At 68.9% G+C, this 21,290-nt stretch carries 18 protein-coding genes and 7 pseudogenes; 15 read left to right on the plus strand and 10 right to left on the minus strand.

All coding sequences use genetic code 11. The features are described from left to right. Positions 1 to 57 precede the first annotated feature (57 nt). Both ACFQJD_RS17855 and ACFQJD_RS17860 read right to left on the minus strand, forming a co-directional pair. Positions 58 to 1,379, minus strand: a pseudogene (locus tag ACFQJD_RS17855) (ribonuclease catalytic domain-containing protein). Between the two features lie 63 nt (positions 1,380 to 1,442). After that, positions 1,443 to 1,745 carry a DUF7562 family protein gene (locus ACFQJD_RS17860; RefSeq protein ID WP_379800034.1) on the minus strand — a complete coding sequence of 101 codons (303 nt, stop codon included), beginning with the start codon at positions 1,743 to 1,745 and terminating at the stop codon, positions 1,443 to 1,445. A gap of 118 nt (positions 1,746 to 1,863) precedes the next feature. On the opposite strand from ACFQJD_RS17860, the gene ACFQJD_RS17865 reads away from it, so the two are divergent. Then, positions 1,864 to 2,343 carry an RNA-binding protein gene (locus ACFQJD_RS17865; protein ID WP_379800036.1) on the plus strand — a complete coding sequence of 160 codons (480 nt, stop codon included), beginning with the start codon at positions 1,864 to 1,866 and terminating at the stop codon, positions 2,341 to 2,343. Here ACFQJD_RS17865 and ACFQJD_RS17870 read toward each other — a convergent pair. Further along, positions 2,340 to 3,019: pseudogene (locus tag ACFQJD_RS17870) on the minus strand (DUF1028 domain-containing protein). The gene ACFQJD_RS17865 and the pseudogene ACFQJD_RS17870 sit on opposite strands and share 4 nt — an antisense overlap. A gap of 90 nt (positions 3,020 to 3,109) precedes the next feature. On the opposite strand from ACFQJD_RS17870, the gene sepF reads away from it, so the two are divergent. From sepF to ACFQJD_RS17885, 3 genes are all read left to right on the plus strand, one after another. Next, the gene (sepF, locus tag ACFQJD_RS17875) at positions 3,110 to 3,463 is read left to right on the plus strand and encodes a cell division protein SepF (protein ID WP_379800038.1); all 354 of its coding nucleotides are present in this window, start codon (positions 3,110 to 3,112) and stop codon (positions 3,461 to 3,463) included. A 503-nt stretch (positions 3,464 to 3,966) separates the two neighbouring features. Further along, entirely contained in the window at positions 3,967 to 6,915 is a 2,949-nt protein-coding gene (gene uvrA / locus ACFQJD_RS17880) for an excinuclease ABC subunit UvrA (protein WP_379800040.1), read from the plus strand. 70 nt (positions 6,916 to 6,985) lie between these two features. After that, on the plus strand, positions 6,986 to 7,786 hold the full coding sequence (locus tag ACFQJD_RS17885) for a hypothetical protein (protein WP_379800042.1): 801 nt from the start codon (positions 6,986 to 6,988) through the stop codon (positions 7,784 to 7,786). Here ACFQJD_RS17885 and ACFQJD_RS17890 read toward each other — a convergent pair. After that, a pseudogene (locus ACFQJD_RS17890) lies at positions 7,787 to 8,913 on the minus strand (serine hydrolase domain-containing protein). Positions 8,914 to 9,002: 89 nt separating this feature from the next. Here ACFQJD_RS17890 and ACFQJD_RS17895 point away from each other — a divergent pair. Next, complete coding sequence (locus ACFQJD_RS17895) at positions 9,003 to 9,416, plus strand: hypothetical protein (protein ID WP_379800044.1); 414 nt, start codon at positions 9,003 to 9,005, stop codon at positions 9,414 to 9,416. Positions 9,417 to 9,469: 53 nt separating this feature from the next. Further along, positions 9,470 to 10,547: pseudogene (locus ACFQJD_RS17900) on the plus strand (geranylgeranyl reductase family protein); the annotation flags it as partial. A gap of 9 nt (positions 10,548 to 10,556) precedes the next feature. On the opposite strand, the gene ACFQJD_RS17905 reads toward ACFQJD_RS17900, so the two are convergent. Then, positions 10,557 to 11,648, minus strand: coding sequence for an aminomethyltransferase family protein (locus ACFQJD_RS17905; protein ID WP_379800046.1), 1,092 nt, complete (start codon positions 11,646 to 11,648; stop codon positions 10,557 to 10,559). A 34-nt stretch (positions 11,649 to 11,682) separates the two neighbouring features. Next, positions 11,683 to 11,981: pseudogene (locus ACFQJD_RS17910) on the minus strand (DUF6432 family protein). A gap of 106 nt (positions 11,982 to 12,087) precedes the next feature. Here ACFQJD_RS17910 and ACFQJD_RS17915 point away from each other — a divergent pair. Together ACFQJD_RS17915 and ACFQJD_RS17920 are read left to right on the plus strand one after the other, a co-directional pair. Beyond that, a complete protein-coding gene (locus tag ACFQJD_RS17915) occupies positions 12,088 to 13,086 on the plus strand; it encodes a DUF7093 family protein (RefSeq protein ID WP_379800048.1) in 999 nt (332 codons plus the stop codon). Positions 13,087 to 13,149: 63 nt separating this feature from the next. Next, positions 13,150 to 13,539: a DUF5611 family protein gene (locus ACFQJD_RS17920; protein WP_379800050.1), complete on the plus strand. Its 390-nt coding sequence runs from the start codon at positions 13,150 to 13,152 to the stop codon at positions 13,537 to 13,539. Positions 13,540 to 13,560: 21 nt separating this feature from the next. Here ACFQJD_RS17920 and ACFQJD_RS17925 read toward each other — a convergent pair whose 3' ends face one another. After that, positions 13,561 to 14,298, minus strand: coding sequence for an SDR family NAD(P)-dependent oxidoreductase (locus ACFQJD_RS17925; protein ID WP_379800053.1), 738 nt, complete (start codon positions 14,296 to 14,298; stop codon positions 13,561 to 13,563). Positions 14,299 to 14,454: 156 nt separating this feature from the next. On the opposite strand from ACFQJD_RS17925, the gene ACFQJD_RS17930 reads away from it, so the two are divergent. The 4 genes and pseudogenes from ACFQJD_RS17930 to ACFQJD_RS17945 all read left to right on the plus strand — a co-directional run bounded on the left by ACFQJD_RS17930 (position 14,455) and on the right by ACFQJD_RS17945 (position 16,833). Further along, the gene (locus tag ACFQJD_RS17930) at positions 14,455 to 14,913 is read left to right on the plus strand and encodes a universal stress protein (protein ID WP_379800055.1); all 459 of its coding nucleotides are present in this window, start codon (positions 14,455 to 14,457) and stop codon (positions 14,911 to 14,913) included. A gap of 135 nt (positions 14,914 to 15,048) precedes the next feature. After that, on the plus strand, positions 15,049 to 16,023 hold the full coding sequence (locus ACFQJD_RS17935) for an ROK family protein (protein WP_379800057.1): 975 nt from the start codon (positions 15,049 to 15,051) through the stop codon (positions 16,021 to 16,023). Positions 16,024 to 16,096: 73 nt separating this feature from the next. Then, a pseudogene (locus ACFQJD_RS17940) lies at positions 16,097 to 16,422 on the plus strand (NifU family protein). Positions 16,423 to 16,479: 57 nt separating this feature from the next. Further along, the gene (locus ACFQJD_RS17945) at positions 16,480 to 16,833 is read left to right on the plus strand and encodes a hypothetical protein (protein WP_379800059.1); all 354 of its coding nucleotides are present in this window, start codon (positions 16,480 to 16,482) and stop codon (positions 16,831 to 16,833) included. On the opposite strand, the pseudogene ACFQJD_RS17950 reads toward ACFQJD_RS17945, so the two are convergent. After that, positions 16,828 to 18,221 (minus strand): annotated as a pseudogene (locus ACFQJD_RS17950) (DUF402 domain-containing protein). The gene ACFQJD_RS17945 and the pseudogene ACFQJD_RS17950 sit on opposite strands and share 6 nt — an antisense overlap. Positions 18,222 to 18,414: 193 nt before the next feature. Here ACFQJD_RS17950 and ACFQJD_RS17955 point away from each other — a divergent pair. Beyond that, positions 18,415 to 19,425 carry a PrsW family intramembrane metalloprotease gene (locus ACFQJD_RS17955; protein ID WP_379800061.1) on the plus strand — a complete coding sequence of 337 codons (1,011 nt, stop codon included), beginning with the start codon at positions 18,415 to 18,417 and terminating at the stop codon, positions 19,423 to 19,425. Here the strand turns inward: ACFQJD_RS17955 and ACFQJD_RS17960 are convergent. After that, on the minus strand, positions 19,422 to 20,009 hold the full coding sequence (locus ACFQJD_RS17960) for a riboflavin synthase (protein WP_379800063.1): 588 nt from the start codon (positions 20,007 to 20,009) through the stop codon (positions 19,422 to 19,424). The two genes, ACFQJD_RS17955 and ACFQJD_RS17960, sit on opposite strands and share 4 nt — an antisense overlap. Before the next feature lie 121 nt (positions 20,010 to 20,130). Between ACFQJD_RS17960 and ACFQJD_RS17965 the strand changes: the two genes are divergently transcribed. Both ACFQJD_RS17965 and ACFQJD_RS17970 read left to right on the plus strand, forming a co-directional pair. Beyond that, positions 20,131 to 20,772, plus strand: coding sequence for a DUF502 domain-containing protein (locus ACFQJD_RS17965; protein ID WP_379800066.1), 642 nt, complete (start codon positions 20,131 to 20,133; stop codon positions 20,770 to 20,772). A gap of 46 nt (positions 20,773 to 20,818) precedes the next feature. Then, entirely contained in the window at positions 20,819 to 21,061 is a 243-nt protein-coding gene (locus ACFQJD_RS17970; RefSeq protein WP_379800068.1) for a DUF7533 family protein, read from the plus strand. Here ACFQJD_RS17970 and ACFQJD_RS17975 read toward each other — a convergent pair. After that, positions 21,058 to 21,282, minus strand: a complete 225-nt coding sequence (locus ACFQJD_RS17975) for a hypothetical protein (RefSeq protein WP_379800070.1) — start codon at positions 21,280 to 21,282, stop codon at positions 21,058 to 21,060. The two genes, ACFQJD_RS17970 and ACFQJD_RS17975, sit on opposite strands and share 4 nt — an antisense overlap. Positions 21,283 to 21,290: the final 8 nt, after the last annotated feature.

Raw genomic sequence — 21,290 nt, forward strand, 5'->3', positions numbered from 1 at the left:
CGACATCGACCGTACGACGACCCGCAGGAGGAAATAGCTCCGGTCGGCGGCCGCGAGTCAGCGATCCGCCGGCGGCAGGCCCTTCTCGTCGATGACGTCGCCGTCTTCGTCGACCGTGACGACGCCGCGGTTGTTGACCGCGTAGGGGTCCAGCCCCACCTCTTCGAGGAACTGCTTGTAGAGGCGCTCGACCGTCTCGCCGTCCTTCTGCCGGTCGGAGGCGCGGTCACAGAGCTGGATGAGGTCCTCGGGAACGTCGTTCTCGTGGACGATCCAGTGGTTGATGAGGTCCGAGAGGCGGCGGATGGGTGAGGTGAAGTGGCCGTAGATGTCGAAGTTGAGGGCGTGGTGGCCGCCGAAGGGGTCGTTCATATACTTCGCGCGGGGCATCACTTTCAGGACCGCGCGCTGGATCTTGTTCAACATTCGGTCGGGCGACTCCTCCAGGGCCGCGTTGACTGCCTTCCGGGGGTCGTCCCACTTGTCCGAGGGGATGGAGACGCCGTCGAGTTCCTGAATCTCGCGGAGGGCGTCGTTCCACTGGTCCGGCGTCGGTTGCGGGTGGACGCGGTACATCGCCTCGACGCCGCGATTCCACATGAGTTCGTGCGTGACGGCCTTGTTGGCCTTCAGCATGCACTCCTCGATGATTGTGTGGGCCCGATCGCGCCGGGGGTTGAGAACGAGCGATCCGTCCTCCTTGCGTTGTTCGTGCATCCGGTCGGCGAGTTCGAACGCCAGCGCGTTCTCCTCGTGGAGAGGGGCGTCGGGGTCGTCCAAGCGCTTCTCGCAGTCGCTGTAGGTGAGGCGCTCGTCGCTCCGGATGACGGATTTGTAGATGTCGATGTTCTCGAACGAGAGCGTCTCCTTGTCGAGTTCCATCTCGACGGTGTGGGCGAGGCGGTCCTCGTCGGGGACGAGCGAACAGACCGTCTCGGCGAGACTCGGCGGAAGCATGTGGATGGTGTAGGCGGGGAGATACACCGTGTTGCCGCGCTTGACCGCCTCCTCCCACATGGACGAGTCGGGGTGGACGTAGTGGGAGACGTCCGCGATGTGGACCCAGAGCGTGTACGTCTCGTCGCCCTCCTCGACGCTGATGGCGTCGTCGAAGTCCTGGGCGTCGATGGGGTCGGTCGTCCACGCCGTCAGCTCTCGCAGGTCGCGGCGGTCGTCGACCTCCTGCCGGATCTCGTCCTGTACGTCCTCGATGCGGCGCTCGGCTTCGCGAACCACCTCGGGGGGAACTCGTCGCGGATGTCGAATTCCTCGAATAACTCCTCGCGTTTGTTCTGGAGGTGCCGGGCCAGCTCGGCGTCGATCTCGACCGGACCCTGTCCCTCGGCCGTTCCGGCCTGCGCCTGCGCATCGTTCGACATAACACCAACTAGAGCGGAGAGGTAGTTAGGCGTGTCGGGGTGGGGCGGGCCGCCGTCTCCGCCTCAGGATTCGGGTTCTTCGGGCGATCCGTAGCGCTCTTCGACGGCCCCGAAGTAGCGCTGGAGGAAGGCGTCGCGGTCCGGGCCGTCGCGTTCGATGTCGACGAGCAGGGATTCGAGTTCGTCGCGCGGCTGGTGACAGAGGCCCCGATAACACTCCTTGCAGAGGAACTCGAACTCCTTGCCGTGTCGGTCCCAGCGGTTCCCCTCCTTGTCGTATTCGCGGGCCTCGGACCGGAGCAGGGACGTCCCACAGGCGATACAGACGACCGTTTTCCGGTCCCGGTTCGACCGGGAACTCCACATACTGGCCACCATGGACCCCGGTCACTTAGCGTTTGTTGCGCCGTCGGACGCCCGTGTGACGGGGTTTAGCCCCGCGGCCGAACGGTCGATTTATCCGCGGGGCGCGAGTGGCTCCGGTATGGAGGTCAAGTCCCGCCACCACCTTCGAAGCGACGAGATACGCGACCTCGAATCGACGCTCGCGGAACAGCTCGGGGTCGACCTCGACGGCGACACCTACGAGTTCGTCGAACTCGAAGGCACGAAGTTCGATCTCGTCCTCGTCGACGGCGACCCGGATGTCCTCTATCTCGACGACGAGCCTTTCCTGACCGTTCGCGGCGCGAACGCCCACCCGCCGGAACGCCACGTCGTCACCGTCGACGCCGGGGCGGTTAGCTTCGTCAGCGACGGCGCGGACGTGATGCGACCGGGCATCGTCGACGCCACCGCCGACATCGACGCGGGCGATCTCGTCGTCGTCGTCGAGGAGACCCACGGGAAGGCGCTGGCGGTCGGCCGCGCCCTCGAGGACGGGGCGGACCTCACCGGCGACGCCGGGAAGGTCGTCGAGTCCATCCACCACGTCGGCGACGACCTCTTCGAGTTCACCGTTTAGGCGTACTTCTCGATCGCCGCTTCGTAGCCGCGCTTGGCCAGCCGGTAGGTCTCCCGCAGGTCCGCGATGGGCGACTCCGCGGCGTCCACCCGCAGGTCGTCGTACGGGCGCGACCGGGACTCCGTCGACGTCACCCGCACCGCGGCGCTCCCGACGGGGAGATCCGTCCGTCGGTCACCCCCGCCGCCGCGCCCGCGCCGAGCGCGTCCACCAGTCGCTTCGACAGCGGGTCGTCCCAGTCGGCCGCCTCGTAGGCGGCGGCGACGGCCGCCAGCACGTCCGCGCCGGTGATCGAGTTGCCGGCGACGGTGTACCGGGCGTCCCGCGAGGGATGCGTCCCGCGCTCGTGCCCGCTCCAGTCGGGACACTCCGTCCCGGTGAAGGCGAAATCCCCGTCTCGATCGACGCCGTGGACCTGCCGGAGTTCGGCGTCGTCGTCCGCGTTCAGCAGAGCCTCCAGCGCGTCGTCGACGGCGAGTCCGTCGGCCACGTAGTCGACGCCGCGGCGACCGAGAGACGCGTCGGTGACACTCTGGGTCGCGACCGCGGCGTGGTCGCCCACGTGCGGGCAGAGACTCCCGACGGAGGGGTAGCGCGTCGTGACGGCGACGCCGAACCGGTGGCGACCCGCGCGCTCGCTCCCGTCGGCCTCGTGGACGCAGATGCTGTAGGTCATAGGCGAGGAGACGACGGCCCGGCTAAAAGGCCCTTCGTGGGCGCGTCGTCTGACGTAAGAACTAATGACACGGTGGTTCGTGTACTGTGCATGGGCATCATGAGCAAGATCCTCGGCAGCGGGGGTTCCCGGAGCACTGAGGATTACGTTGAACTGAGTCTCGACGACATCGACACCGCACGCGGGGAGGCGGGCATGACGGTTCACATCGCCGAAATCCAGCAGAAACGGGACGCGATGCCGATCAAAGACGCCGTCTACGACGGCGACTTCGTCGTCGCCGACATCACCCGACTGAGCCCGAGCGACAGCACCGTCGAGCACATCATCGAGGACCTGCGCCGCGTCGCGCGCGAAGTGGACGGCGACATCGTCGTCAAGGGCGACGACCAGATCATCATCACGCCCACGGGCGTCAACATCAGCCGCGAGAAACTGAGCTAAGTCGATAGACGCTCGGCTGGGTACGTCTCTCGGTGCCGGGAGTTCCGGCTAGGCTGGATTCGGGGTTGGACGACTCTCCGCGTTCCTCAGTAGGGCGACAGTGGCCTCGAACGTCCTCTCGCTTTCAGTCCGCCGAGGGACCGGCGGAGTCTCCACGTGGCGCGACGTTCGGCCGGACGAGCCAAGCGGCGCGCGCTGTCGCGGCCTCCGTACCGCGCCAGCAACGTGCGAGGGTCCTGTGCTCGCCTTCGGGCGAGTACCCCTGGCTGGGGAGGACGAGGCCTGTGGGCGGGACTGAAAGGGGGCGAGCGGTCGCGGGCTTTCGGAGAGTCAGCAGCCGGTACGTCGTGGACGAAGCGGGGTTTCGAAAAGAGGAGAGTCAGCAGTCGAGAGGTCGGGGAGAAACAGCATACCGAAGAATCGAACACCGAGACGCCCGTAAAAAGCGAAACGTCGTCCGCAACCGACGGGTACACATACGCCCGAGCCATACCCCGTGCCAGATGAGCAAGGACTACATCGAGGTTCGCGGGGCCGAGGAACACAACCTCAAGGACCTCGACGTCCGCATCCCCCGCGAACAGTTCAACGTCGTCACGGGGCTCTCCGGATCGGGCAAGTCGTCGCTCGCGTTCGAGACGGTGTACGCCGAGGGGCAGCGTCGCTACATCGAGTCGCTGTCGGCCTACGCGCGTAACTTCCTCGGACAGATGGACAAACCGCAGGTGGAGGCGGTCGAGGGGCTCTCGCCCGCGATCTCCATCGACCAGAAAAACGCCGCCAACAACCCGCGTTCGACGGTCGGAACCGTCACGGAACTCCACGACTACCTCCGACTGCTCTACGCCCGCGTCGGCACGCCACACTGCCCCGACTGCGGGCGCGAAGTCGGCGAGCAGAGCGCCCAGCAGATGGTCCGGCGCATCCTCGAACTCCCGGAAGGGACGCGCCTCAAGCTCGCGGCACCCGTGGTCCGCGACCAGAAGGGCGCGTTCGAGGACCGCTTCGACGAGCTCGTGAGCGAGGGGTACAGCCGGGTCGAAGTCGACGGCGACGCCTACGACCTCACGATGGACCGCCCGGAACTGGACGAGAACTACGACCACACGGTAGACGTGATCGTCGACCGGGTGAAAGTGAGCGACGACGCCCGGTCACGGATCACGGACTCGGTGGAGACGGCACTGAAGGAAGCCGACGGCGTCCTGAAGGTCATCGCCCCCGACCCGCCCGAGGGCGTCGATCTGGGGACGGAGACGCGTTCGACCGGCGACCTGGCCGGCGATGGCGACGAGCGTCTCGTCGTCGAGTTCTCGGAGGCGCTCGCCTGCACCCACTGCGGCATCGACTTCTCCGAGATCGAAACCCGTTCCTTTTCGTTCAACAGTCCCCACGGGGCCTGCCCCGAATGCGAAGGCATCGGCAACACCAAAGAGGTGGACGAAGACTTGGTCGTTCAGGAGCCGTCCAAACCCCTGAAGGACGTCTTCGAGGCGTGGAGCTACAACCGGTCGTACTACCGGACGCGCATCGACGCCGTCGCCGAGCACTTCGGCGTGAGCGTCGAGACGCCGTTCGAGGAACTCGAACCGGACGTCCGGCGGCAGTTCCTCTACGGCACCGACCGACAGGTGGTGTTCGAGCGGACGACGAAAAACGGCACCCGGCGCAAGGAGAAGCGCTTCGAGGGGGTCGTCCCGAACCTGGAGCGCCGGCACGTCGAGACGGACTCCGACTCGACGCGCGAACACATCGAGGACTACATGGCCGTCACCACCTGTCCGGCGTGTGACGGCACGCGCCTCAACCCCCAGTCCCGGTCGGTGCTGGTCGCCGACACCGCGATAACGGACGTGAACCGGATGAGCATCGCGGACGCCCTCGACCACTTCGAGGGCCTGGAGACGAAACTCACGGAACGCGAGCGAACGATCGCCGAGGAGATCTGCAAGGAGATCCGCGCCCGCCTCGGCTTCATGCAGGAGGTCGGCCTCGAATATCTGACGCTGGACCGCGAGGCGTCGACCCTCTCGGGCGGCGAGTCCCAGCGCATCCGACTGGCGACGCAGGTCGGTTCGGGGCTCGTGGGCGTCCTCTACGTCCTCGACGAACCCTCCATCGGCCTGCACCAGCGGGACAACGACCGACTGCTGGACACGCTCGAAGGCCTGCGCGACCTGGGTAACACCCTCGTCGTCGTCGAACACGACGAGGAGACGATGCGCCGCGCGGACAACATCATCGACATGGGGCCCGGCCCGGGCAGGCGCGGCGGCGACGTCGTCGTGCAGGGCGACTTCGACGACGTGACCGCCTCGGAGGAGTCGCTGACGGGCGACTACCTCGCGGGTCGCAGGCGCATTCCCGTCCCCGACGAGCGACGCGGCTGGGACGAGACGCTCACCATCCGCGACGCGCGCCAGCACAACCTCGACGACGTCGACGTCGACCTGCCGATGGAGGCGTTCACGGCCATCACGGGCGTCTCGGGATCCGGGAAGTCGACGCTGATGCACGACGTCCTCTACAAGGGCCTCGCCCGCGAGATGAACGACAACACGAGCGTCGACCCCGGCGACCACGACGCCATCGAAGGGATAGAAAACGTCGAGACGGTCCGCCTCATCGACCAGTCGCCCATCGGGCGCACGCCGCGGTCGAACCCCGCCACCTACACCGGCGTCTTCGACTACGTCCGCGAACTGTTCGCCGAGACGAAACTGTCGAAACAGCGCGGCTACGCGAAGGGTCGCTTCTCGTTCAACGTCAAGGGCGGCCGGTGCGAGGAGTGTGGCGGTCAGGGGACGGTCAAAATCGAGATGAACTTCCTCTCGGACGTCTACGTCCCCTGCGAGGAGTGCGACGGCGCGCGTTACAACGACGAGACCCTCGACGTGACCTACAAGGACAAGACCATCGCCGACGTCCTGGAGATGGAGGTCGACGAGGCCTACGAGTTCTTCGAGGCCAACTCGCAGATCCGCCGCCGACTCGGCCTTCTCCGGGACGTGGGGTTGGGGTACATGCGCCTCGGCCAGCCCTCGACGACGCTCTCGGGCGGCGAGGCCCAGCGCGTCAAACTCGCCGAGGAGTTGGGTAAGAAAGACACCGGCAACACGCTCTACCTGCTGGACGAACCCACGACGGGCCTCCACAGCGAGGACGAGCGCAAACTCGTCGACGTCCTGCATCGCCTCACCGACAACGGCAACACCGTCGTCGTCATCGAACACGAACTCGATCTGGTGAAGAACGCGGACCACGTCGTCGACCTCGGCCCCGAGGGCGGCGAGGCGGGCGGCCGGGTCGTCGCCACGGGCACGCCCGAAACCGTCGCCCGCGACGACGACTCCCACACCGGGCGCTACCTCCGCGACCTCCTGCCGAAGGTCGACATCGAGGGACCGCGCGCCGACCGGACGCCGTCGCCGCGGGCCGCGGGCGACGACTGAGTCGTCGATCGAATCGGAGCGGCGTCGGTTTGGCCTCCCGTTTAACGGACTGCTGACGTAACGGTAATCGATGGCACCCCGAGTGGGGACGTTCGCGGGCGTCGACGGGGCGGCGGCCGAACGCGGCGCTGACGCCCCACGCGAGGCCGACGAACTGACCGGACGGGTCGAGGAAACGCTGGAGACGGCCGCGGCGGACTGGTCGTTCGTCGACGCGGCCGACGTCTCGGTCGAGCGGGAGTTCTTCGAGACGCCCGCGGCGGCGGGTGAAGTCGTTGAGCGCTACTGGCTCTCGCCGCCGTTCGCGTGGGGAGAACTCCAGTTCGACGCCGAGGCGAGCGCCCACCGCTACCACGTCCGCGAACCGGCGGTCGATGAGTTCGAACGCTACGTCCGCGAGGACGTCCGCGAGGCCCTGCGGAGCGAACTCCGTGGCGTGTCGTTCGAGCGCTCGGCGGCGGGGCGCGACCGGTTCGACGACTGCCTCGACGGCGTCCTCGCCGACGACGTCGAGGAGCGAAACGAGATCCGACGGGAGCAGCGATACGGGATGCAGCCGTATTTCGTGGTCGTGGGTCTGAGCGTCCTCGTGTTCACGGGCATCGTGTTGCTGTTCGAGTGGCAGTTCCTGCCCGCGATCGCGCAGGCGTCGAACGGGGCGGCGTCCGTGGGCGCGACGCGACTCCAGTTCCAGGCGGCCGCGCCGTCGCGCTACCGGCGGCTGTTCTACCACGCCGCCCTCGTGCAGGCCGCGGGGAACGGCCTCCTCGTCGGGGAGTTGCTCGACGGACGCGTCGCCACGGGCGTCCTCTACGCGGCCGGACTGGTGGGCGTCGTCGCCGTCGCCTTCCTCGCCGCGACGGTGTTGTGATCAGCCGAACGCCGTCCGCACGGCGTCGGCCATCGCGTTCGCGCGCTGGGCGTGTTCGAACTCGTCGCGGATACCGTTCGTGACGTAGGCCATCGCCAGCCCCGACTCGGGGTCGCCCCATCCGACGACGCTCCCGAGGCCGCCGTGGCCGAACGTCGACCGCGGCGCGAGGGTGCCGTACTTGTCCCACGCCGTCCCCGCGCGCTCGAAGCCGAGGGCGTACCGGCGCGGCACGTCGAGGGTGCCGTCGCGCTCCACCTCGATCTGCACGCTCGTCGCCTCCGCGACGGTCCCGGGGTCGAGCAGGCGCGTCCCGTCGAGTTCGCCGCCGGCGACGAGACAGGCGTAAAAGCGCGCCGCGTCGCGGGCGGTGCCGATGCCGGTGGCCGCGGGCACCACCGCGCGGTGCATCCACTCCTGATTGAACAGCGACGCCGCGTCGGCCGTCGTTCCGCCGAGTCCCGCACCGAGCCGACGACACCGGTCGAACTCCTCGAACCCGACCAGCGCCGCCACGTCGTCCGCGTCGCCCTCGGGCAGGCCGATGCTCGTGTCGTCCATGCCGAGCGGGTCGAAGACGTTCTCGCGGGCGTAGGCGTCGACGGGCGTCCCGCTCGTCCGGCGGACGAGTTCGCCGACGAGAAAGCCGTAGTTCAGGGCGTGGTAGGCGGCCGTCGCCCCCGGCGTGAACGACGTGTCGAGCGTCTCCATCGCCTCGACGGCCGCCCCCAGTTCGGCCACTGGTCCGGGCGCTCGTCGAACGGGCCGGACGGGAGGCCTGCCTGGTGGCTCAGCACGTGTCGGACCGTGATCTCGCCTTTTTCCGTTCCCTCGGCGGCGAACGCCGGCCAGTGGTCGCGCACCGGGTCGTCGTAGCCGAGTTTCCCGCGCTCGACCAGCTGGTGGAGACAGACGCCCGCGTAGGGTTTCGTACACGAAAAGAGGACGTGTCGCCGGTCGGGCGTCGTCGGGTCGCCCTCGGGGCCGGTGACGCCGCCCGCGAGGTCGAGAACGAGTTCCGCCCCGTCGTAGACGGCGAGTTGCGCGCCGTGGTGCAACCCCGCGTCGAGATGCGACTCGAACACCTGTCGAACGCGTTCCGGGCCGTCGGCGTCGAACGGAGACATGACGAAGCGATTGGAGACGGGGAGTGAAGTGTGTTATCCACACCCACGAACACATCGCTTATGTGAATCGACGGCGATGGAAATCCCTGATGACGCGGATACTCAAGACATCCGGCTTTCTTGGACTGGCAGTGATGATGAGCGTCGGTCTCCACCAGACGGCCCTGCTGGCGGGCGGCGGCGGCCCGCCGGGGTGGATGATCGGTGCCCACGCTCACCTGGGCGTGCTCTCCATCATCGGCATCGTCACCGGCTTCGCCGTCGAGGCGCTGGGCGTGACGGGCAACGTGCGCACGGCGGTCACCGGCCTCTTTCTCGTCGGCCAGTGGCTCCTGCCGGCGACCATCTGGCTCGGCGAAGGCGCGGGGATGCTGATGCTGATGCCGACGATGTTCGTCTGGGGCGGCGCGCTCGTGGTCGCCATGCTCCTCATGACGTGGCAGACGGCGACCGGTGACACCGGGTCGCAGGGCCGGAGCGGACCCATCACCGCCGACGACTGAGGGCGCGTCGGCGAAACGAAAGTATTTGCTCGCCGAAGCACGGAGGCACACGCATGTACGACTTCGTCGTGGTCGGCGTCGGCCCGGCCGGCGCGCGCTTCGCCCGACGGGCCGCCGAGGCCGGATACGATGTCCTCGCCCTGGAGAAAGGCGACGTGGGGACGCCGCTGGCCTGTTCCGGCCACGTCAGCACCGACATCTGGTCGTACGTCCCCGAGGGCGACCGCGATCGCCTCCGCCAGAACCGGGTGTACGGCGCGAACTTCCACGTCGGCGGTCCGGAGTCGCGGGCCTACCCGTTCTACAAGACCGAGGCGGTGTCGAACGTGATCGACCGGGTCGAACTCGACCGGACGCTGGCGGACGCCGCGCGCGACGCCGGGGCCGACGTTCGCGAGGGACACACCGTCACCGCCGTCGACGAGGGGAGAACTCGGTCGCCGTGACGGCGAGCGTCGACGGCGACGAACGGACGGTCGAGGCGCGGATGGTCGCCGGATGCGACGGCCCCGTCTCGCGGGTGCGACGAGAGGTGGGTCTCCCCGACCCCGACGAGACGCTCCACGGCGTCCTCGCGTTCGACGAGTCGCCCGACGACGGCGACTTCGTGGACGTCCACCTCACCGTTCCGCGGTTTTTCGCGTGGCGCATCCCCCGCGGCGAGGCGGGCGTCGAGTACGGCCTCGCGGCCCCGCCGGGGGCCGAGGTGAACGACATGTTCGACCGCCTCACCGGCGCTTACGGCGTCGAGACGGACCGCTTCTGTTCCGGTGCGATTCCCGTTGGCCCGCCGGCGACGGTGACCACGGACCGAGTGTTCCTGCTGGGCGACGCCGCCGGACAGACCAAACCCTTCACCGGCGGGGGCATCCTCTACGGCATGACCGCCGCCGACCACGCCGCCCGGGCGATAGAGCCACAGCGGCCGACCACCCTCGCCGACTACGAACGCGCGTGGCGCGGGACCTGGCGCGCGAGATCCGTCTCGGTCGGTGGGTGCGCCGCGCCTACTCGCTCCCCGAACCGGTACAGCGGCTCGGTCTGCGCGCCCTCTCGGGGGAAATCGGCGTCCACATGGACCGACCGTCGTCGCTGTTCTCGACCGATCAGGTACGGGCGCTGCTCTCGCGGCGCTGGCCGTCACTCGGCCGCGCCGTACTGCGGCAGGCGCGCCGACCGGTCGCTCCCCTCGACGAACGGCAGGTCCGTCACCGGCGCGGGCACCGCCTCGCCGTCGACGCGCACCGTGAGTTCGGAGGGCGCGTCGAAGTCGACGAGAGCGAGGGCGATCGGCGCGCCGAGCGACGGGCTGTCGACGGCGCGAGTGACGTCGCCGACGCTCTCGTCGCCGTCGAACACCGCCGCGCCCGCCGCGGGGAGACGATCGGGGCGCAGGCCGACGAGGCGGCGACTCGGCCGGCCGCGGTTCTCCACCCGTGAGACGACTTCCTGGCCGACGAAACAGCCCTTCTCGAAGTCGATCGCGTTGCGAATCCCGAGGACGTTCGGGATACGGCCTTCGAGTTCCGTCTCGAACAGCGGGGTCCCGGCCTCGGTCGTGAGCGTCTCCCACGTCCGGTGGCCGAAGGGGACGGAGGGGTTGCCGTAGAAGAGCAACGCGTCGAAGACGTCGCGGGCGTCGGCGGCGGCACAGACGATTTCGTACCCCTCCTCGCCGGTGGGGGCGTCGGCGGCGATGGCGGTGACGCCGGCGTCGCCGATGGACCCGCGGACGAACGAGAGCTGCGGTTCGGGCGAACCAGCGCCCGTGAGGACGCTCGCTACTTTCTCCGTCGACTGCGGGCCGTGGACGCCGAAGACGGCGAACTCGTCGGAGGCGTCGCGGATCTCGACGTCCTGGATGAACACCTTCTCGCGCCACTCCGCGACGAGCGGTTCGGCCTGCGACGGCGGCACGAAAACGAGGAGGCGTTCGCCGGCGTCGTAGACGTACATGTCGGTGCGGACTTTCCCCTGCGGGTCGAGCAGGAGTGCGTACCGACCCTCGCCGTCGGAAGCGGGGACGGCGTTCGAGACGGCGTTGTCGACGTATTCGCGCCGGTCGTCGCCCTCGACGACGACGACGCCGTAGTGCATCTCGACGACGCCCACGCCGTTACGGACGGCCTCGTGAGTGCGAGCGGGGCGGCCGTAGTGAGCGACCAGCTCGCGCCCGCCTCGCGTCTCGAACTCGGCACCGTGGTCGGCGTGGAACTCGCGCAGCGCTGTCATCGGACGGCGTAGGCGCGGCGGAGGTAAAAAGGCATCAGAAGCCGAGGCGATCGCGCACCGCGTCGAGGAGGCTCCGGTCGTTCTCGGCGTTCGCCTCCGGGTCGGGGACGACCCGATCGGCGGCGTACAGGGTGACCTCGCCGCCCTCGGATTCGACGCGGATGAGAGAGTCCGACTTCAGTTCCGCGAGGGCGTCCTCGAGGAGTCGATGTCGACGTCGACGGCGGCGCGCACCTCGAAGACGGTCATCCCCTCCTCGCCGCGGTCGACGAGGGCGTCGAGGACCGCCACCTCGACGTCGCTCCGGTCCCGGAACTCCCGCTTGGCTCTCATATCCGGGGTATCGTTCGCATCCCGTTTATACTGTCGGGCGTCGACCGCGGGCGTCTGCCGGGCGTCTGACGGACGCTTTTAATCCTGTAGCCCGGAACGAACGGTAATGGGACTCAGGTGCCTGCTCGGACACGATTTCGGCAACCGGGAGGTGGAGCGTGAGCGGCAGGAAGACGGCAACGAAGTCGTCGTCACGTACCGGACGGTCGAGACGTGCCAGCGATGTGGCGACCGACGCGTCGTCAGCGAGAACAAGGAGGTCAGACCCATCCGGGGTGGCGAGGAGATACAGACCGGGCTGGGTGGCGGTGTCGACGTCACGGCCGACACGGCAGACGAAGCGACGGCCGACGAGGCGACGGGCGAACCGGCGGCCGACGAGACGGCGGCCGACCCCGCCGACGCCATCGAGGTCGCGGAAGCGGACGCGGCCGAGGCCGGCGACGGCGGACCGACCGCCGCGGAGGACGACGGCGTCATCCTCACCGACGACGGCGACGACGCCGGCCGCGAACGCGGTCAGTGGCCCGATGCGAACGTGAACGAGCGAAGCGAGTCGGCCGTCGAGGCGTCCACGGCGGCCCCGCCGACGACGGACGACGCGGTCGTCGAGCGCGGATCCGCGGACGGTCAGTCCGCCCCGGACGACGCCACGGAGCGCGGATCCGCGGACGGTCAGTCCGCCCCGGACGACGCCGCGGAGCGCGGATCCGTAGACGGTCAGTCCGCCTCGGACGACGCGGTCGTGCTCGGCGGCGACGACTGGCCCGACCACGAGGGCGACGACGGGGGATTCGACGCCGAACGCGGGAGTAGCGGCGGGACCGACGTCTCCTTCGAGGGCCTCACGCCGGAGTCGTCGACGGCGGCGAACGGCGAAGCGACGTTCGTCGACGACGCCGACGCTGACGACGCGCCCACGGACCCGGACAAGGAGTTCGTCCGCGCCGCCGACGTCGACGTCGAACGGAGCGCCCCCGGCACGCGGACCGAGTTCTACTGTCCGAACTGCGGTCTCTCTCGTCTCGCCGGCGACTCTTCGATGCGCGCCGGCGACATCTGCCCCGACTGTCAGAAGGGGTACATCGCCGAACGCGACGCTTGAGACGCGCCGTCGAGCGGGGCTGATGACGAAACTGGTAAACCGTCGGTACGCGAAGCACACGCCATGAAGGAGTACAAGATGCGTCGCGGGGAAACACTGGACGAGAACGCACCAGACCTGAAAGCGACCATCGAATCGTACTTCGGAGACGTGACCGGCACCGAAGAGCTGGGCGGCCACGAACTGTACGTCGTCGGCGACCCCGACAACCCCGTCTTCGACCGCATCCTCGCCGGGGCGGCGGAGTACAGCGGCAAGAAAGACCGACTCGCCGTCCACTTCGAAGAGAAAGACGCCGAACAGGTCATCGCGGAGGGCCACGCCGACCGCGCCCAGGACGCCGTCGACTCGAAAAACGACTTCCTACTCGAAGTGACGGGTCGGGACGCGAAGTCGCGTCGCGATTCGATGAAGCGCCAGGTCGAGGACAAGGCCGACGACCTGCCGAACTAGGACGTCCCGACGACCGCCGTATCAGAGCGCCTCGGGGATCCATCCGCCGTCGATTTCGACGTTCTCACCGCTCACGTAGTCGCTTCCCTCGTCCAAGAAGAAAAAGACGACCTGTCGGACGTCCTCGAACGTGGCCCACCGGCCGCGCGGCGCGTGGTCGGGGAACTCGTCCGAGGTCTCGACGACGTACGGCGAGACGCAGTTGACGGTGATGCCGTCGTCCTGCGTGTCGTTGGCGAGCATCCGCGTGAACATGACGACGCCCGTCTTGGCGACGAAGTAGGGGAAGTTCTTCGGATAGACCAACGCCTTCTCCGTCCCCGCGTAGCCGACGTTGACGATGCGGCCCCACTCGGACTCGCGCATCCCCGGGAGCGCGCGCTTCGAGCAGAGATACGTCGCCGTGAAGTTGGTGTCGACGACCCGGTTCCACGTCTCGAACTCCAGGTCCTCCCAGTGGCGCGGGGCGAAGTCGCCGACGTTGTTGACGAGGACGTCCACCGATCCGAGTTCGGCTTCGACGGCGGAAAAGAGGGCGTCCACCTCGTCGGGGTCGGTCACGTCGGCACCCACCGCCGTCGCCGACGCGCCGAGTTCGCGGGCGACGTCCGCCGTCTCGTCGGCCGCCGCCTCGCTTGTGTTGTAGTGCACGGCCACGTCCGCGCCCGCGTCCGCCGCCGCCAGCACGAGGTCACGGCCGATGCCGCGGGCGCTCCCGGTGACGAGCGCGACTCGATTCGAGAGGTCGGGAGAGAGCATACCGACCGGACGGCCCCGACACAGTAGACACTGGCGGTCCGGTGGACGGCGACAGCGCGGACCCGATCCGGCGTCGCGACGACCCGTCCGCCGGGGGTCGGGTCGCACCGCGAGATCCACTGCAGGATTTTTACTCGCGGCGGAGAGACACCGCACATGGCCATCGAAACCGTACTCGTCGCCATCGGACCGAGAGACGTCGAACGCGCGCCGCGTCTGGCCGAGGAGGCGAAAGACGTCGCGGGGCCGTCGGGCGCGACGGTCGTTCTCGCCCACGTGTTCACGGAGGAGGAGTACCACGACACGCTGGACAAACTCGACGTCCAGCTCGAACGCGAGGCCACCACCCCCGACGACGTCGCACGCCACAACGCGACGATTCGCGACGTCGCCGACGACCTCGCCGAGGACGGCGTCGACTACGAGATTCGCGGCATCGTCGGCGACCCCGGCGAGGCCATCGTCGAACTGGCCGGGCGCACGAACGCCGACCAGGTCATCGTCGGCGGGCGGAAACGCTCGCCGACCGGGAAGGCCGTCTTCGGCAGCGTCGCACAGGAGGTCATGCTCAACGCTCCCTGTCCCGTCCTCTACGTCCGACAGGGTCTGGAGTGAGGACCACCGCCGTTCTCCGGCGAATCACCGCCGTCTCGACGCCCTGACGTGGCCGTCTCGCGGGCGTCGGATCGAACAACTCGCAAGCGAGTACCGAAGCGCCTCAATTAAGTGCCGCGCGCCCCTACTCCGGCGATGGCCTACTACGTGGGCGTGGACCTCGGGGCGACGAACGTCCGGGCCGTCGTCGGCGACGACGACGGGGTCGTCCTCGGGCGGGCGCACGACGCGACGCCGCAGGGTCCGACCGGCATCGCCGTCACCGAGGCGGTTCTGCGCGTCGTCCGCGAGGCCTGCGCCGACGCCGGCGTGGACCCCGAGGCCGTCGTCGCGGCCGGCGTCGGCTCCATCGGCCCGCTGGACCTCGCTGCGGGCGCGGTCGAACGCCCCGCGAACCTCCCCGACACCATCGACCGCGTCCCGCTCACCGGTCCCCTCTCGAAACTGCTGGGGACCGAGCGCGTCACCCTCCACAACGACACCGCCGCGGGCGTCGTCGGCGAGCGATTCTTCGCGGAGCGGACCCCCGACGACATGGTCTATCTGACCATCTCATCGGGCATCGGTGCCGGCGTCGCCGTCGACGGCCACGTCCTCTCGGGGTGGGACGGTAACGCCGGCGAAGTCGGCCACATGGTCGTCGATCCCGAGGGGGAACTCACCTGCGGCTGTGGCCGCGAGGGCCACTGGGAGGGCTACTGCTCCGGCACCAACGTCCCGCGCTACGCCCGTCATCTCCACGACGCCGAGTGGGAGACGGACCTCCCGATAGACGCCCCGGGCCTCTCGGCCGCCGACGTCTTCGAGGCGGCCGGCGACGACGCCTTCGCCGACCACGTCGTAGAGCGACTCGGCCACTGGAACGCCGTCGGCGTCGCCAACGTGGTCCACGCCTACGCGCCGCTGGTCGTCTACGTCGGCGGCGCGGTCGCGCTCAACAACCCCGACCTCGTCCTCGACCCGATCCGGGAGCGACTCCCCGATCTCGTCATCACGAACGTCCCCGAGGTGGAGTTGACGACCCTCGGCGACGACGCGGTGGTGAAAGGCGCGCTGGCGAGCGCCGTGATCCGCGGCACCGGCGACCGGAACCGTCGTGGTCGATCCTGATACAGATTATCTCACGCGAGCGAGCGGGGAGACAACCACAAGCTACCCGTATCTCCGGGCCGAAGGGAGGACGATGAGCGACGAGAGCCTCGAAGAACGGGTCGACACGTGGCTGGTCAAACAGATGCCCATCATCCAGATGCACGGCGGGACGGGCGCGGTCCGCGAGTGCGACCCGGAGACGGGTGAGGTGGTCGTCGAACTCGGCGGCGCGTGTTCCGGGTGTGGCGTCAGCAACGTCACCGCGAACAACATCGAATCCGGCCTCATCAAGGCGTTCCCCGAGATCGAGGACGTAACCGTCCGGGTCCCGAGCACCGGCGACGTGGGGAGCGACACCGTCGAAGGGGGCGCGGCGGCGACCTGCAGTACGCGACGGATTCCGCGGGTCACTTCTGAGGACGTGTCCCGGCTCCCCGTTCTCGTCGCCGTCCTCTCGCGGGACGTGGCGCGACGGTGCCGACGGACGACGACCCCGACGAACGAACCGTCGAGGACCGCCTGAACAACGGCGATGACCGGGTGGATGCCGTGGATCCGTCGGTCACGCAGGGATTGCTGGACGGCGCGCATCGTGTACGAGAACGGGACGATCCGGACGTTCGGCGTCCGAGACGTGAGCCCCCGCCGCCGGAACTCGAACACGCCGTCGGGGACTCGCACCGGGTGCCACAGCGGCCGACGCTGATCTACGTCGTGGCGAGCGAGGGCGTTCGCGGGGCAGGCCACCTGTGGCGCGCCGTCGCTCTCCGTCGTGAGCGTCGTCGCTCCGGACGGCGGGCTGGCCGTCTCGAACGCCTGTGTCTATAGCGCGCGCTCGATGCTCGTGGCGACTTTTCGCGCCCGGTCGGCGAGCGCTTCGGGGACGTGGCCGGCGTCGACGGCGGCGTCGAGTTCGTCGTCGTCGACGCGTTCGACGGTGCCGTCGGGAAATTTCACCACGTCGACGTGCAGATCGACGTACCGGACCGTCTCGGGGAAACACTCCACCGGCGTACAGACGTTGACGTAGGTCCCTTTCCGGTCGCCCTCGTCGTCGCGGTAGACGGTGGGATACCACCACCGGCCCTCCTTGAAGCGAGTGACGGCGACGTCGCCGGTCGATCGTGGGACGTCGAGGGCGTCGTAGGTTCCCCCGGCGTCATCTCGCGACGGACGGCGATGGTGCCGTCGGCGTCGCGGTCGACCACGTCGCCGCTCCCGAGGACGATGAGGTTGCCTTCGGGTTTGCCGTGGCCGATGCTGACGGCGTCGCCCTCGACGGGACCGAACGTCTCCGTCACCACGCCGAACGGGAAGTCCTCGGCGGCGGTGCCGAGGCCCTCGGCGAAGTCGACGGCCGTGCTCGCGGCGGGGGTAGCGGCCTTGATCCGGTGGTGACCCGGCATCGTTTCCGTCACCTCGCGCCGCCGTGCGTCGAGCGCGAACCGGGATTCGCGGCCGAACCAGAACCACGTCGTCGCCGTCGGCGCGACGCGACGCCGAGGCGCGTCGACGGGGCCGGCCAGCGCGTCGTCGAGATCGTCGGCGTGGGCCCTCGCCCGGTGGAGCGCCGTCGAGAGGGCGTCGAGTCCGGCCTCCGTCGCGGCGTGGTCCCACACGAGGCCCCAGTCCTCGGGCAGGGTGACGTCGAGGAGGTCGGTCATGCCCGCGAGTTCGCGGCCCGCGGCGTCGTCGCGGGTATCGACGCTGACGCCGCCTTTCCCGCGGACGAGCGTCGCGAGGCCGCCCCGGGCGCGAATCGTCGTGTCGAGGACGGGGAGCGAGTCCACCCACGGCGCGGTCGTATCGCAGACCTGCACCCGGAGCGTATCCCCGGTGGAGACCCGGTCGGCGACGTTGCCGTAGGGGAGAAACCCCTCCGCGTCGTCGAGGGCGACGATCGCGCCGTTCGAGAGCGTCTCGGTCACGCGGCCGTCGAAGACGGCGTCCCGCGGGGCGATGGCGTCCCAGGCGAGCGTGTCGAGCCCCGTCTCGCGGAGGATCGAACGGGCCGTCTCCACCTCGTGGGGCGTCCCCTCGACGCCGACGCCCTGTCGGTCGGCGGTCGTCGCGACGGTGACGTCGTGGTCCGTGACCTCGAAGTCGGCGTCGAACCGCTCGCGGATCGGCTCCGAGGCCTGCACCACCTCGTGACCGGCGTCGAGGAACGTCCGGGTGAGCGCCGTCGTGTAGATGCCTCGGATCCGCGCTCTCATGCTCTCCTCTCCGACGTCGTGCGTTCGGCGGGCGGCACACGCGCGGGGACCGACGCCGGGAGACGGCGGGTGCCCGAACGCGAGTCGCTGTCCATACGCCACCTTCGGTCGGGGGGTTTTAGCCTACCTCGTCGGCCCGATCGATGATTCCCCTTGGGCCAAGAGATTAGGCGCTGGCACGATAGCGTCTGGTATGGCGAAGCGACGGGACCCCGTCGAGGCAGCGGCGGACGAGTCGATGGACCTCTACGACGTGGCGACTTGGGAGAAGCGCACGTCGATAGACCGTCTCGCGTCCGGCATCTACCGGGCGCTGGTGGCATTCACCCGGACGGCTATCGTGCTGACGGCGCTGTTGATCCTCGTCGGCATCGGCGGGTTGAGCGCGATCACCGACCCGCAGATCGGGGCGTTGACGCTCCTCTCGGCGATTCCGGCGCTCGGTCTCGCGGCGTACGTCTGGTACAGCGACGCGACGACGAACGAACCGCTGTCGTTGCTGGTGGCGACGTTCCTCCTGGGCGTGTTGACGGCCAACTTCGCCGCCGTCGTCAACTCGCTGCTGCAGCCGTGGTTCCAGGCACTCGCCTTCGTGGGCAACGTCCTGTTTTTCTACCTCGTCGTCGGACCGATAGAGGAGACGGTCAAACTGCTCGCAGTCCGGCTCTACGCCTTCGGCCACGACAGTTTCGACGCCGTCGTCGACGGGGCCGTCTACGGCGCGATGGCCGGGCTCGGGTTCGCCACCATCGAGAACGCCCTCTACATCACGCGGAGCCTCGACATCGCGACCTCGACCGTCGGTCTCGGCCTCATCGGTGCCGGTGGCGGCATCACCGCCGTTCGCGCCCTCGCCGGACCGGGACACGTCATCTACTCGGCGTTCGCGGGCTACTACCTCGGGCTGGCGAAGTTCAATCCGCGGAATCGAGGACCGATCGTCGTCAAGGGCCTGCTCATCGCGGCGTTCATCCACGCGACGTACAACGCCACCGTCGGCATCGGATCGGCACTTATCGGTGTCTACACCGGCCTCCCGAGTCTCCCCTCGTATCTCGTCTACGTCCTCGCGTACGACGGCCTCTTCGGCCTCATCCTCCTGCGGAAGATCCGCCGTTACAGCGAGGCTCACCGACAGGTCCGCGAGGACGAAGCGACCGAGGAGTCCGAACTCACCTCCGAGCGGACCGAGTTCGAATCCTAGTACTCGTCCAACCGTTCGACGTACTTCGCCACCACGTCCACTTCGACGTGGACGGGGTCGCCGACCGCCTTCGCCGAGAGCGTCGTCAGGTCGGAGGTGGTCGGGACGACGGCCACGGCGAACGTGCCGGCGTCGTCGTCGAGGTCGGCGACGGTGAGGCTGACGCCGTCGAGGGCGATCGAGCCCTTGGACACGACGTAGCGCTCGTAGCCGTCGGGGAGCGCGAACGTGAAGCGCCAGTCCTCGCCGACGCGTTCGACGGCCTCGACGGTCGTCGTCGTGTCGACGTGTCCCTGCACGATGTGGCCGTCGAGGCGGCCGTCGGCGGGGAGTGCGCGTTCGAGGTTGACCCGGTCGCCCGGCGCGGCGTCGCCGAGGTAGGTCTTCTCGACCGTCTCCGCGGCGAGAAACACCTCGAACCAGGCGTCGGAGAACGCCTCGACGGTGAGACAGACGCCGCTGACGCTGATCGGCTGGCCCCGGGACAGCGACTCGAACCCGTGGTCGATGCGGAGGCGGCGGCCGTCGTCGGTGTCGACTGCCTCGACGACGGTCCCGGTCCCTTCGACGATGCCCGTGAACATGTCCGGGCGTCGGTCGCGGCTACAAAAAGGGGTTCCGCTGTGGCCGCGTTCGAGGGAGACACGCCCGGCGACGGCCCGAGACGACGCGTACGCTTTTGCCGCCGCCGCTCCCACGGCCCGTATGGGCCTCAGGACGCGCGTTCGAGCCAGTTTCGTCACCGGATTGCTGCTCGTCACCCCGCTCGCGGTGACGGCGTTCGTCCTCCAGTTCGTCTTCGCCCGCGTGACGGCCGTGTTGAACCCGGTGGTGCGGGCGGCGGGGCTGAGGGCGTACACAGCGAACATCGAGATCGTCGCGCAGTTACTCGCCGCCGTCGTCGTCGCCCTCGGCATCGTCTGTCTCGGCTACCTCGCATCGCGGAGCGTCGGCCAGCGGCTGTTCGGCGGGTTCGAACGCGCCGTGCGACTCGTGCCGTTCGTCCGCACCGTCTACTTCGGCGTCCGGCAGGTGAGCGAGTCGCTGGTCGAACGAACTGCGGGCTACGAGAGCGTCGTCCTCGTGGAGTACCCCCGCGAGGGCCTCTACTCGCTGGCGTTCGTCACGAACCGAAGCCCGGGGTCGGCCCGCGAGACGACGGGCGAGGCGCTGTACAACGTCTTCGTTCCCCACAGTCCGAACCCGACGGCGGGGTCGCTCGTCCTCGCGCCCGAATCGGACGTGTACGAAATCGACATGCCCGTTCGCGAGGGTCTCCGGCTGCTCGTCACCACGGGGCTGAGCACCGACGACGTCGAGGAACTCCCGGAGGGCGTCGTCGAATAGCGCCGCGACGGGACGCTTTTCACCCGTGGCCGGCTATGGGCGTCCAATGCGCCTCGGCATCTTCGAAACCATCGGGCTCGCGGCGACGCTGGTGTTCGCCATCCCGGTCGGCGTCTTCGGCGTCGAGACGATTCTCGCCGGGGACCGACTCCTCGGCGGTCTCCTCGTCCTCGTGGCGGTGTTGATGGTCGTCCTCCCGCGTCGACTCACGACGCCCGACGACATCCCGGCGGCCGTCGCCGAGAGAACCGTCGGCAAGGCGGTCGCGCCGCCCGACGAGGAGGATTAGGGCGAGAGCGAGGTGGGAACGGACCCTACGAGTTCCGCCCCGTCCTCGGTGACGACGGCGAGGTCGGCCGTCCCGACCAGTCCCTTTTCGCCCCGCACGGCCGGCGCGAGGACGAAGACGTGCCCGGGTTCGAGCGGCGTCTCCGACGCGAAGTCGGGGGCTTCGTCCAGATCGAGGCCGACGCCGCGGGCGACGGCGGGGAGTTCGGGGGTGAGAGCCACCGGCGAGA

Source organism: Haloplanus sp. GCM10025708 (assembly GCF_042663985.1).
Classification (GTDB): Archaea; Halobacteriota; Halobacteria; order Halobacteriales; family Haloferacaceae; genus Salinirarus; species Salinirarus marinus.